This is a genomic window from Mesorhizobium sp. M0870 (assembly GCF_040319775.1).
GTDB lineage: Bacteria > Pseudomonadota > Alphaproteobacteria > Rhizobiales > Rhizobiaceae > Mesorhizobium.
Map to the genome: position 1 here is coordinate 1 of NZ_JAMYOI010000009.1, position 12,273 is coordinate 12,273.

Annotated in this window: 11 protein-coding genes; 8 read left to right on the plus strand and 3 right to left on the minus strand. The window is 63.5% G+C overall.

All coding sequences use genetic code 11. From position 1 onward, the window contains the following. Positions 1–756 (minus strand): arginase family protein (locus NKH97_RS12890; protein WP_352797126.1); only part of this gene is annotated, 756 nt, incomplete at its 3' end. Positions 757–962: 206 nt separating this feature from the next. Between NKH97_RS12890 and gcvA the strand changes: the two genes are divergently transcribed. From gcvA to NKH97_RS12930, 8 genes are all read left to right on the plus strand, one after another. Then, positions 963–1,937 (plus strand): transcriptional regulator GcvA, encoded by a 975-nt coding sequence (gene gcvA, locus NKH97_RS12895; RefSeq protein ID WP_352797129.1) that lies wholly within the window; start codon positions 963–965, stop codon positions 1,935–1,937. A gap of 136 nt (positions 1,938–2,073) precedes the next feature. Further along, entirely contained in the window at positions 2,074–3,378 is a 1,305-nt protein-coding gene (gene pncB / locus NKH97_RS12900; protein ID WP_352797132.1) for a nicotinate phosphoribosyltransferase, read from the plus strand. 197 nt (positions 3,379–3,575) lie between these two features. Next, entirely contained in the window at positions 3,576–5,024 is a 1,449-nt protein-coding gene (locus NKH97_RS12905; RefSeq protein WP_352797135.1) for a hypothetical protein, read from the plus strand. 153 nt (positions 5,025–5,177) lie between these two features. After that, positions 5,178–6,482 (plus strand): ABC transporter substrate-binding protein, encoded by a 1,305-nt coding sequence (locus tag NKH97_RS12910; RefSeq protein ID WP_352797137.1) that lies wholly within the window; start codon positions 5,178–5,180, stop codon positions 6,480–6,482. A 215-nt stretch (positions 6,483–6,697) separates the two neighbouring features. Then, positions 6,698–7,579: a branched-chain amino acid ABC transporter permease gene (locus NKH97_RS12915; RefSeq protein WP_352720833.1), complete on the plus strand. Its 882-nt coding sequence runs from the start codon at positions 6,698–6,700 to the stop codon at positions 7,577–7,579. Next, positions 7,576–8,538 (plus strand): branched-chain amino acid ABC transporter permease, encoded by a 963-nt coding sequence (locus NKH97_RS12920; RefSeq protein WP_352797141.1) that lies wholly within the window; start codon positions 7,576–7,578, stop codon positions 8,536–8,538. The genes NKH97_RS12915 and NKH97_RS12920 overlap by 4 nt, the downstream gene beginning before the upstream one ends. After that, a complete protein-coding gene (locus NKH97_RS12925; RefSeq protein WP_352797144.1) occupies positions 8,535–9,263 on the plus strand; it encodes an ABC transporter ATP-binding protein in 729 nt (242 codons plus the stop codon). Before NKH97_RS12920 ends, NKH97_RS12925 begins: the two co-directional genes overlap by 4 nt. Then, positions 9,260–9,994 carry an ABC transporter ATP-binding protein gene (locus NKH97_RS12930; protein WP_352797147.1) on the plus strand — a complete coding sequence of 245 codons (735 nt, stop codon included), beginning with the start codon at positions 9,260–9,262 and terminating at the stop codon, positions 9,992–9,994. The genes NKH97_RS12925 and NKH97_RS12930 overlap by 4 nt, the downstream gene beginning before the upstream one ends. Here NKH97_RS12930 and NKH97_RS12935 read toward each other — a convergent pair whose 3' ends face one another. Both NKH97_RS12935 and pncA read right to left on the minus strand, forming a co-directional pair. Beyond that, positions 9,995–11,428 carry a sodium:proton antiporter gene (locus NKH97_RS12935; RefSeq protein WP_352797149.1) on the minus strand — a complete coding sequence of 478 codons (1,434 nt, stop codon included), beginning with the start codon at positions 11,426–11,428 and terminating at the stop codon, positions 9,995–9,997. A gap of 157 nt (positions 11,429–11,585) precedes the next feature. Then, the gene (gene pncA, locus NKH97_RS12940) at positions 11,586–12,200 is read right to left on the minus strand and encodes a bifunctional nicotinamidase/pyrazinamidase (protein WP_352775423.1); all 615 of its coding nucleotides are present in this window, start codon (positions 12,198–12,200) and stop codon (positions 11,586–11,588) included. Positions 12,201–12,273: the final 73 nt, after the last annotated feature.

A 12,273-nucleotide genomic window follows, 5' to 3' on the forward strand; every position in this document is an offset into this window, starting at 1 on the left:
CGGAATGCCGAGACCGGTCACCTCCTCGGCATGCACCACGGTCATGCCGGACTCGTAGGTGAACTCCCACAGATATTCGGCCGAGCCGCGGATGCCGATCTGGATCGTGCGCGTCGGGTCGAGCACGCCGTCAAGCACCGCGTTGCGGAACGGGCCGCCATGGTGGAACTTGGTCATGTCGAACAGGCCACTGGTGTCGCAGTGGGCGTCGATATGGATCAACCCGACCGGAGCTTTCTTGCCGACGGCCTTCAGGATCGGATGGCTGATCGAATGGTCGCCGCCGATCGAAAGCGGGATGACGCCGGCATCGACGATCTGGTTGGTGCGGCGCTCGATATCCTCATGGCTGATCTCCAGCCGGTAGCGGCTGCGGAACGGCGTGTCGCCGATATCGGCCACCCGAAGTTCATGCGTCGGCGCGCATTCCAGCACGTGATTGTAGGGACCGATGCGCTCGATGGCGCGCAGCGCCCTTGGCCCGAAGCGGGAGCCTGGCCGGTTGGTGACGCCGAGATCCATCGGCACGCCGATCATGGCCACCTGCAAATCGCCGAAATCCGGATTGTCGGCCGATATTTCGCGGTAGGGCGCGGCGAGGAAGGTCGGGATGCCGGAATAGGGCGCCAGCCGCGTGCCGCTCTTGGAAAAGATCTTGTCGGCGACCTTGCGGAATTTCGGGTCGAACATCTCGCCGCCATGGCTTTCACCATATTTGCGACGCAACGCGTCGAGCTTGCCGCGATCGTATCCCATGTCCGCTCCTCCTGGGCTGATACAGTGCCGACGCGGGTGACGCCTGCGAACCGACCGTCATCCGGCCGGGCCGCTGTCCCGCTGGCTGCCTGCAGATTTCACGTCTTGATGCTGTTCCAGGCCAGTGTCTGGCAGCGGCATTGAAAAATCAATTGATATTGTTAGGGTGCTTTCTGTGAGAAAATCTCACAATAAAGTTGATACCCATGACCAAACGCCTGCCACCGCTTAATCCGCTGCGCGCCTTCGAGGCAACGGCCCGGCATGGCTCGCTGACCAAGGCGGCCAATGAGCTGAATGTCACGCATGGCGCCGTCAGCCATCAGATCAAGGCGCTTGAGCAGTCGCTCAGTGTCAAGCTGTTCGAGCGGGCCGGCCAGCGGGTCAAACTGACACCGCATGGCGCGGAGCTTCTGCCGGCAGTTTCGACCGCCTTCGACGGCATCGCAGCCGCCACCCAGCGCATGACAAGGCCGGCGAGCAGCGGCACACTTTCGGTCTCCTGCGTGCCGGCGCTTCTGTTGTTGTGGATGACACCGCGGCTCGGCAGTTTCATGGCGCAATATCCCGACATAAGGCTGACGCTTATTCCTTCCAACGATCCCAAGGATTTGCGGGCGCCCACCATCGATGTCTGCGTGCATTATGGCGACGGCAGCTGGACCGATTGCTGGATGCGCAAATGGTCGGGCCTCGAACTGTTTCCCGTGGTCAGCCCGACACTGATCAACAACCGGCCGATCCGCAGCGTCAGGGATCTCGCCGACCATGTCTTCCTGCATGGCGACGACGGCCGCGAATGGCACACCTGGCTGGCGGCGGCCGATGCGCTGGACCTGGAGCGGGGTCGCCGCCATCACCTCGGCGATGCGCGCATGGCGACCGAGGCGGCGGTGCACGGCCATGGCGTGGCGCTGGGCGACTCCGTGACGGCAAGCGCGCTGCTGGCCAGGGGCATGCTGGTCGCGCCGTTCAGCCTGTCGGTGCCGGCGGTCGACGATTTCTATGTCGTCTGCCGCAACGAGATGCGGGCGACACCGATCGTGCAGGTGTTCATCGACTGGCTGTTCGCCGAGAAGGCCGGGGATGACGGGCGCGCCGACGCCCCGGTTGCCGGTCGCATCGCCAGCCGCCGCAAGCGTCCGGCGCTCAGGGTGATGGGCGGCAAATCCGCAAGCTGATGCCAGGCTGCGCGCCGCCGCATGCAGGCAGCTCTTTTTGTCGGGCCAGCCTGAAAGCGGGCAGCGTTCCGGCCGATTCGATGCTATGAGGCCTGTCGCGATTGTGGATGGCAGGCAGCGAAGGCGGTGTTGAAACATGGCTAAGACCGATATTGCGCGGCGCGTCTACAATCACACCTGGAAGCTCGATCCGATCGTGCGTAGTCTGCTCGACACGGATTTCTACAAGCTTTTGATGCTGCAGATGATCTGGGGCATGTATCCCAAGGTCGACACCACCTTCTCGCTGATCAACCGCTCGACCTCGGTGCGCCTTGCCGACGAGATCGACGAGGGCGAACTGCGCGAACAGCTCGACCATGCCCGCACCTTGCGCTTCTCCAAGAAGGAGATGATCTGGCTCGGCGGTAACAATTTCTACGGCCGCAAGCAGATCTTCGAACCGGAGTTCCTCGCCTGGCTGGAAGGGTTCCGGCTGCCCGAATATGAGCTGTCGAAGCGCGACGGGCAGTATGAGCTGACCTTCAGCGGGCCGTGGATGTACACCACGCTGTGGGAAATCCCGGCGCTCGCCATCATCAATGAACTCCGATCTCGCGCGGCGATGCGGGCGTTCGGGCCTTTCGCGCTCGACGTGCTCTATGCCCGCGCCAAGTCCAAGATGTGGGCCAAGACCGAGCGGCTGAAGGCGCTGCCCGGCATCCGCATCTCGGACTTCGGCACGCGCCGGCGCCATTCCTTCCTGTGGCAGCGCTGGTGCGTCGAGGCGCTGAAGGAAGGCATCGGCGAGGCGTTCACCGGCACTTCCAACGTGCTGCTGGCCATGGACAACGACCTCGAAGCGCTCGGCACCAATGCACATGAGCTGCCTATGGTGTTCGCCGCGCTTGCCGACTCGGAAAAAGAACTGAGACAGTCGCCCTACAAGGTGCTGCAGGACTGGCAGCGCTACTATGGCGGCAATCTGCTGATCGTGCTGCCCGACGCCTTCGGCACCGCCTCATTCCTGCGCGACGCGCCGGACTGGGTGGCCGACTGGACGGGCTTTCGCCCCGACAGCGCGCCGCCGATCGAAGGCGGCGAAAAAATCCTGTCCTGGTGGCGCGACAAGGGCAAGGATCCCAAGCAGAAGCTGTTGATCTTCTCGGACGGGCTCGAGGTCGAGACGATCGAGGAGACCTATCGCCACTTCAAGGGCAAGGTGCGTATGTCCTTCGGCTGGGGCACCAATCTGACCAATGATTTCGAAGGCTGCGCGCCGACGGAAACCAACAGCCTCGACGCCATATCGCTGGTTTGCAAGGTCACCGAGGCCAATGGCAGGCCAGCGGTCAAGCTTTCCGACAATCCGGCCAAGGCGACCGGCGATGTGAATGAGATCGAGCGGTATCTCAGGATCTTTGGCGAGAAGGACCGCGTGGAGCAATTGGTCAAGGTGTGAGGGGTGATGGGGCTCCTGGCATCGCCTGCAAAGATGGAATCTCGGATAGCTTGAGTTCCCGCACACCCCCCTCTGTCCTGCCGGACATCTCCCCCGCAAGGGGGGAGATTGGCCGCTTCGACCAGTCCGCCTTTTTCTCCGAAGTTGAAGATTGGCGAAAGCCTGAGCGACATCCGATCTCCCCCCTTGCGGGGGAGATGGCCGGCAGGGCAGAGGGGGGTGTGAAGGATCGTGGCGGCGAAGGTTATCGCCTCTTGATCACAAGCTTCATCTGCTTATTCGTATCCCTCCCCACCCCCGCCTCCGCGCACGCCTCCGACCGTGGCCACGTCCTGCTCCTGCCGACCGGCTACTATCTGGTCGGCGGCGCCTTCGGCGTGGCCATCAGCTTCCTCGTGCTGGCGCTGCTGCCTGCGGATTTGCTCGACCGTTTCTGGCGCCGGCGCCTGCCGTTGTTTGCCCTCAGAGACGCCACCCGCGCCGCCATCAGCCTGCTATCCTTCGCCGGCTTTGCAATTCTCATCGCCGCCGGCCTTTTCGGCAGCCGCGACCCGCTTTCCAACCCGCTGCCCCTGGTGATCTGGACCTTGCTCTGGGCTGGCCTCACGCTGTTGCAAGGCCTCTTCGGCGATCTCTGGTCATGGCTGAACCCCTGGTATGGACCATGGCGTCTCACCTCGCGCCTGTTCGGGACCGGGGATCACGGAGCATGGCGCCTGCCCCGATGGGTCGGCTGCTGGCCGGCTGCCATCCTGTTCTTCGCCTTCGCCTGGTTCGAACTCATCGATCCGGCGCCCGACGATCCGGCACGGCTGGCTTTTGCCGCCGGCCTCTACTGGCTGTTCTCTTTCCTCGCCATGCTGGCGTTCGGCTATCGCGGCTGGAGCCGCAGCGGTGAATTCCTGACGGTTTTCTTCTCGATGGTGGCGCGCTTCGCCGTGGTCGAACGCAACCAGGACGGCCGGCTTGCACTTTGCTGGCCCGGCGCCAAGCTGCTGGCCGCGGGGCCCTTGCCGGCCAGCGACATCGCCTTTCTGCTGCTGGCCCTGTCGTCGGTATCCTTCGACGGCCTGTCGAAAACCTTCTTCTGGCTCGGCCTGTTCGGCATCAACCCGCTCGAATTTCCCGGCCGCACCGCGCTGATCGGCAGCGGCACTTTCGGGCTGATCCTGACATTCGCGCTGCTGGCCGCGGTGTTCCTGCTTGCCGTCCGGCTCGGCCAGCGTCTTGCCGGCAGCGATCACACTCTCGGCCAGGCCGCAGGCCTGCTGGTGTGGTCGATCGTGCCGATCGCGCTCGCCTATCACGTTGCGCATTATCTGACGGCGCTGCTCGTCGACGGCCAATATGCGCTCGCGGCACTTTCCGATCCGTTCGCGATGGGCTGGAACCTGTTCGACACCGCCGACATGCAGATCGAGACCGGCATCGTTGCGGGGGCGGACTCTGCGTGGTGGCTGTGGAATATCCAGGCCGGCGCCATCATCCTGGGCCATGTGCTCGCCGTCCTCGTCGCTCACGGCTTCGCCTGGCGCCTGCACCCACAGCCCTCCCGCGCGGCACTCAGCCAGTTCCCGCTTACCTTGCTGATGATCGCCTACACCGTCTTCGGCCTCTGGTTGCTTGCCACGCCGACCACCGGATGAGAAAAGGACGGCCTCGATATCGTTGGGGAAGCTCGCTTGCCACATCAAGGCTTTGGTGATTTAGTTTGTACACATGCAATTTTTTGCGTCCTCTGAGCGAGGATGCCGAAGCCGCCTTATCGTTGGTCAAAACTGAAAAACAGGGGAACGAACATGGCTGACAAGAACGGATTTTTCGACCTCTCCAAGACTGCCCTGACCCGCCGCACGGCGCTGAAGGGGTTAGCCGCGGGCGCCGGCCTGGGCCTGGCCCCCGGCTTCGTCCGCTATTCCCAGGCGCAGAGCTCGGCGCCGATCAAGATCGGCTTCCAGTCGCACCGCACCGGCATCGGCGCTGCCTATGGCCGCTGGTACGAGAAGACCACGGCTGCCGCGGTCAAGGCGATCAATGCCGCCGGCGGCATCAACGGCCGCCAGGTCGAGGTGATCATCGAGGACGACGGCACCGATCCCGGCCGTGGCGCCGAGGTGGTCGGCAAGTTCGCCACCCAGCACAAGACCGACATCGTCTTCGGCACGCTGTTCTCGCATGTCGTGATCGGCTCGGCGCCCGCCGCCGGCGAAAACAAGATGCCCTATTTCGTCGTCAGCGAAGGCCATCACGTCGCCTCGACAAAGCTGAACCGCTATGTCTTCCAGCCCGGCATCACCGACGTGAAGAGCCAGATCCAGTCGATGGCGCCGTGGATCGCGGCCAATGCCGGCAAGAAGGTGACGCAGATCTTCCCCGATTTCGCCTTCGGCTACGACCATCGCGACTACCTGCCGCCGGCACTGAAGGCGCAAGGCGGCGAGGTCATCGCGCAGATCGCCATCCCGCCGACGGAATCGTCCTTCACCAAATACTTCCCGCAGATCCCGGCCGAGACCGAGGTGATCTACCACGTCATGGTCGGCCCGGCCGTGCTCACCTTCGTCAAGGAGCTCGGCGAGTTCTACGGCTCCAACCGGCCGCAACTGTTCGGCTTCATCGATTCGCTCGAGGCCACCGACATCAACAGCCCCGGCCTCGAATTCCTCGACGGCAGCCATTTCTGGGAAGGCTCGCCGCGCTATGCCCAGGCCGATGATTCCGAAGCGCAGAAGGCCTATCGCGCTGCTGTCGGCATCGACGACAATGGCGCCGCCGTCGGAGACCCCAAGGACGTCTCCACTGCCGCGCACATGTTCGGCTGCTGGGAGACGCTCTACGTCGTCAAGAAGGCGATGGAAGATGCCGGCTACAAGGGACCGGAAGACCGCGCCAAGCTGGTCGAGGCGACCGAAGCCCTGACCGAATTCGCCGAAGGTGCCGAGCATCCGCAGGGGCCGAAAACCTTCAACGGCAAGATCCACCAGTGCTTTGGCATCCAGAACATCTCCAAGGTCGAGGGCGGCAAGCTCAAGGTCGTGCACAAGACCAAGATCGAGGACGGGCTTTACGAGGCCGAGGGGGATTATACGACGCAGGCGCTGTGAGGCTTAGCTTCAGCAGCGTGAGCGCCAAGGCACCCCCCTCTGTCCTGCCGGACATCTCCCCCGCATGGGGGGAGATCGGCAGTTCGTGCGGCGGCGTCCATCTGCGAGCGTTGATGGTTGGCGAAACCAGTGAGGACATCCAATCTCCCCCCTTGCGGGGGAGATGTCCGGCAGGACAGAGGGGGGTGCCTCGCGCATCCGCCGGTGCGTAGCCGATGCACTTCGGTCCCCACCTTCTCCTCGCCGCCCTCGAAGGCCTCGTCACATCCGCGGTGCTGGCGCTGACCGCGCTCGGGCTGTCCCTGGTGTTCGGCGTCATGCGGGTGGTCAATGTCGCGCATGGCGAGTTCTTCATGCTGGGCGCGGTGCTCGCCTGGGCGATCACCACGGCCATCGGCGGTCACCCTGTGCTCGGCTTCCTGGCGGCGCTGGTGATTGCGCCGCTGATCGTCGGCGCCATTGCGTTGGTCGCCGAACGGCTGGTGCTGCGCCGGCTCAACTACAACCCGGAAGCCACCATCGTCGCCACCATCGGCATGCTCTACATCATCCAGCAATTGGCGCTGACTTTTTACGGCCCGGAGGCGCGGCCGGTGGAGCCGCCGTTCAGCTACCGCATCCTTTTGCCTTGGTTCGGTTACTCCGGCTACAAACTGTCTGTTATCGCCGCTTCCGCGCTGCTGCTCACCGCGACATGGCTGGTGCTGACGCGCACCAGGATCGGCCTCGTCATGCGCGCCACGCAGTATGACAGCGAGACGGCGCAAGCCTTCGGCATCCCTGTCGGCCGTGTCTATGGCTGCGTCTTCGCGCTCGGCGCCATGCTGGCGGCCATTGCCGCGGTGCTGATCGTGCCGATCAGCCAGGCGCATTATCTGATGGGACAGGATCCGCTGCTGCTCTCCTTTATCGTCGTCATCATCGGCGGCCTCGGCTCGCTGCGCGGCACGGTCGTCGCCGCCGTGCTGATCGGCCTCTCCGACGGCATCATCTCGATGTTCTTCTCGCCGACTTTGGCCAAGATCATCGCAACGCTGCTGGTCGCCATGGTGCTGGTGTTCCGCCCGCAAGGCCTGTTCGGGACGGCATCGCGATGAGCGAAGCTTCGCCGGCAAAAGCCTATGCCTTGCATCTCGGCGTCATCGCGCTGCTCTTCGTGCTGAGCTTCCTTTTGCCGGAGTATTATCACGGCCTGCTCGCCCGCATCATGGTGCTGGCGGTGTTCGCCATGGGCTACAACATGCTGTTCGGCTATGTCGGCCTGCTCAGCCTTGGCCATGCCATGTTCTTCTCCGCCGGTCTCTATGGCGCCGGCCTTGCCGTCATCCAGCTTGGCTGGGGCGTACCAGCGGCATTTGCCGCTGGGATTGCCTGCGGTGCGCTCCTGGCGCTGGTGATCGGCCTGCTGGCGCTGCGCACCACGGGTGTCGCCTTCATGATCGTCACCATGATGTTCGCCCAGGTTTTTTATCTCCTCATTCTTTATTTCGCGACGTGGACTGGCGGTGACCAGGGCATGGTCGTCCCGCAGCCGGCGCGGGTGCTTAGCTTCGGCACGACATCGCTCGAGCTCACCAATCCAACGGTGCGCTACTTGACAGCGCTCGGGCTGTTTTCGATCGTGCTTCTCGTCAAGTTGGCCATGGTCCGCTCCCGCTATGGCCGCGTGCTGGTCGCCATCCGCGAGAACGAGGAGCGGACGAAGATGCTGGGATACGACACTTTCTCCAACAAGCTCGCCGCCGTCGTCATCTCCGGCATCATCTGCGCGGCCTCGGGTGCCGCCTATGCACTGCTGTTCGGCTATGTCGGATCGAGCTTCGCCTCGGTGCAGTATTCGATCCTGCCGCTGCTGTGGGTGCTGCTGGGCGGTGCTGCAACAACGCTCGGGCCGCTGATCGGCACGCTGTTCATGTACTATGTCATTGATATCACCAGCGGCTACACCTCCGCCTATTTGCTGATCGTCGGCATTGCGCTCATCTTTTTGGTGCTGTTCTTCCCCAAAGGAATTCTGGGCAGCATCCGCCAGCGCTGGCTCGGGTGGCTGCCATGATGCCGCTTTTGACCACCAAGGGCCTGTCGCGCAATTTCGGTGGTCTGCGCGCCGTCGACAATGTCGATTTCGCGCTGATGCCGGGCGAGATCCGCGCCGTGATCGGCCCCAACGGAGCGGGGAAGACCACCTTCGTCAGCCTGGTCAGCGGCCGCATCCAGCCGTCTGCCGGCATGATCGTCTTCGACGGCGCCGACATCACCAATCTGCCAGCCTATGTCAGGGTGCGCAGGGGCATCGCCTACACCTTCCAGCTCACCAGCGTCTATGCCAACCTGTCCGTTTACGCCAACGTCGCGCTGCCCGCGCAACTGACGCTGCGGCATGGCAGCCATTCCAAGAGCGCGATACAGGCCGCTGTCATGTCAGCACTCGAACGCACCGGCCTGGCCGATCGTGCCCACATGCCGGCCGGCCAATTGTCCTACGGCCATCAGCGCCTGCTGGAAGTGGCGATGGGCCTGGCGCTGAAGCCGCGCCTGCTGATCCTCGACGAACCGACGCAAGGCCTGGCCGACTCTGAGATCGACAATTTCATCACGTTGGTGCGCGAGATCGCCAAAAACGCCACCGTGCTTCTGATCGAGCACAACATGCCCGTGGTCATGCAACTGGCCGACCGCATCACCGTCTTCAACGCCGGCAAGATCCTCGCCGAAGGCACGCCCGAAGCAATCCGCGGGAACGTGGCGGTGCAGGAAGCCTATCTGGGGACCGCCCCATGACCGAGACAAACAAGGCCGAGGCGACGTCTCAAGCACTCACCATCTCGGGGCTCGACTGCTTCTATGGCGAGGTCCAGGTGCTCTATGGCCTCGATCTGGTGCTGAACAAGGGCGAGGTGCTGTGCCTGTTCGGCCGCAACGGCGCCGGCAAGACGACGACGCTCAAAGCCATCATGGGGCTGGTTCCCTCGAGCGCCGGCTCGATCAGGCTCGACGGTCAGGAATTGACTCGGCTACCGGCACATGAAGTGCCCAAGGCCGGCGTCGCCTATGTGCCGCAGGGAAGGCGGCTGTTCGCCGAGATGACGGTGGCGGAAAACATCGAGATCGGCCTGATGGCGCGCGGCAAGGGCAAGGCGACGCGTGAAAATGTGCTCGACCTCTTTCCGCTGTTGCGCCAGCGGCTGAGGCAGCGCTCCGGTACGCTGTCCGGCGGCGAGCAGCAGATGCTGGCGATGGCGCGTGCACTCTGCCTCGAACCGCAGGTGCTGTTGCTCGACGAGCCTACCGAAGGGCTGATGCCGTCGATGATCGCCAAGATTCGCGAGACGGTGTCGAAGCTGCGCGATATGGGCGTTTCGACCATCCTGGTCGAACAGCGTGTCGATGCGGTGCTCTCTGTCGCCGACCATGTTGCCTTCATCGAAAACGGCCGCAACCGCGAGACGGTCGATGTCGAGGAATTGCGTGCCGACCCGTCGGCGGTGCGCCGTTATGTCGGCGTGGGCTGATCAGCCGAAGAACAGAAAACCCGTTACCAAAAATGTCGGGATCAGCACCAGGCCCGACCATGCCATATAGCCGAAAAAGCCCGGCATCTTGACGCCGCGATGCCTGGCGATGGCGTAGACCATGAAGTTCGGCGCATTGCCGATATAGGTGTTGGCGCCCATGAACACCGCGCCTGCGGAGATCGCCGCCAAAGTCGAGGCGAATTCCGTCATCAGGTGCCGGGGGTCGCCGCCGGCAAGCTCGAAAAACACCAGATAGGTCGGCGCATTGTCGAGGAAGGATGACAGCGCCCCGGTCAGCCAGAAATAGGCGAGGTCATTGGGCCCTCCCGAGGGCGAAGTGACGAGGGCGACCAGCGGCGCCAGCGCGCCCTCATGGCCGGCCCTCAGGATAGCGACGACCGGCACGATGCAGATGAAGATGCCGGCAAACAATTTGGCCACCTCTGATATCGGACCCCAGTTGAAGCCGTTGGCTTCGCGGTATTCCTTGCGCGAAATGGCAAGTGAAACGAGGGCAAGCGCCAGGATCATGACGTCGCGCACCAGGTTCTGCAGTTCCAGGCTGACCCCGCACACGGAGAAGCTGACGCCCGGCTTCCAGGTTGCCGACAGCAGGATGGCGCCGATCACGCCCGCCAGCAGCGGAAGGTTGGCCAGGCCGCGCAGACGCACCTTGGTATCCGGCGTCGGATCCTTGATCTTCGGCGCGCCGGCCTCGCGCCGGTGCAGGATGATGTCGATGCCCAGGAAGACGGCCAGCACGACGCCGCCGACGAACAGCGTTTCGCGCCAGAGGTTGGCGGTCGTCCAGAAGAAATCGACGCCTCTGAGGAAACCGACGAACAAAGGCGGGTCACCCAAAGGTGTCAGCGAGCCGCCGATGTTGGAGACGAGGAAGATGAAGAAGATGACAACATGGGCGTTGAACGGCCTGTTATCATTGGCGCGGATGATCGGCCGGATCAGGATCATCGAGGCACCGGTCGTGCCGATCACCGAGGCCAGCAGCGCGCCGACCAGCAGCAGGCCGGCATTCACCAGCGGCGTGCCGTGAATGTTGCCGGCAATGAGAATGCCGCCCGAAATGGTGAACAGCGCAAACAGCAGGATGATGAACGACATGTATTCGGTGAGCAACGCATGCAGCACCGCTTCGGTCGCTGTGGGGACACCGAAGGCAACCGCCAGCGGCAGGACCACCAGAGCGCCCCAAAGGGCCGCGATCTTGCCGTAGTGATGCTCCCAGACATGAGGAAACAGCAGCGGACCGGTGGCGATCGACAACAGCAGCCCGGCAAAGGGCAGCGTCCACCACAGCGACATCGAAGCGCCGGGCAGGCCGTGGTCTTCGGCGGCAAAAGCTGTTCCAGGAAACAGTATTGCGAAAACTGTTACAGCGCATGGGATCGCGTACGAGAAAGGCCCCCTCATCCGGCCGCTACGCGGCCACCTTCTCCCCGCTGGGGAGAAGAGACGAGCTTCGGCGCCGGCAGCCTTCTCTCCGCTCGGGGAGAGGTCGGATTGCCCCGAATTGCCCTTCGCAATTCGGCTGGCAATCCGGGTGAGGGGGTGCTTGCCCAACGGCCGTTCAATCCGACAAAGGGTCTTCGAGCGTCACGCCGGCGTCGCGCATGCGCTGCAGCATGGCATTGAGCGAACCGTTGAGATCGATGCCGCGGCAGGCATCGAGCCGCACTGTGGTTTTGAAGCCCTGGCTAACGGCGTCCAGCGCCGAAAAGCCGACGCAGAAATCGGTCGCCAGCCCGACCAGGGTCAGCGTGTCGATGCCGCGCTCCCGGAGGTAGCCGGCAAGGCCGGTCTGTGTCGTGCGATCGTTTTCGAAGAAGGCCGAGTAGCTGTCGATATCAGGCCGGAATCCCTTGCGGATGACGAGTTCGGCCTTGGTCCAGGCGAGGCCGGAATGGAAATCGGAGCCCAAGCTGCCCTGGATGCAGTGGTCCGGCCACAGCGTCTGCTGGCCGTACGGCATCTCGATCATGGTGAAGGGATGCGCGCCCGGATGGCTCGAAGCAAAGCTGGAGTGACCGGCGGGATGCCAGTCCTGCGTCAGCACGACATGGTCGGTTCGCCGGATCAGGTCGTTGACCAGCGGCACGATCTCATCGCCGCCAGCAATCGCCAGCGCGCCGCCCGGACAAAAATCGTTCTGCAGGTCGATGACGACAAGCGCTTCGTCGGCCATGGGCTTTCCTCTTCCGTATGCAGGCTCCAGTGGAAAATGCCGCTGACGCGACCGGACGCAGAAACTTGACCAG